Below are 210 nucleotides of genomic sequence, written 5' to 3' on the forward strand. Positions count from 1 at the left end.
CAGCCCCTCGCGCTCCCCGGAGTTTAGTTGGCAAAATGAAGTAACAGTGAGGATAGCATGGCAGTCACATTAGAGCAGGCGCGGACGATGATCGCCGAGACGTTCAAGAAGGGGCACGAACTGGGGCTGAAGCCCTTGTCGGCAGTGGTGCTTGATGCGGGCGGCCACGTGCAAGCCTTCGAGCGGGAAGACGGTGCCGCACCGGGGCGT

1 protein-coding gene is annotated in these 210 nt (G+C 61.9%); it reads left to right on the forward strand.

Going from position 1 to position 210, the window contains the following annotated elements; genetic code table 11:
- Positions 1 to 57: 57 nt before the first annotated feature.
- Positions 58 to 210: heme-binding protein (locus B3849_RS00935; protein WP_286779707.1), on the forward strand; the 153-nt coding region annotated here is incomplete at its 3' end.

The sequence above is a fragment of the Sulfitobacter sp. UBA4523 genome (genome assembly GCF_002388305.1).
GTDB lineage: Bacteria > Pseudomonadota > Alphaproteobacteria > Rhodobacterales > Rhodobacteraceae > Sulfitobacter > Sulfitobacter pontiacus.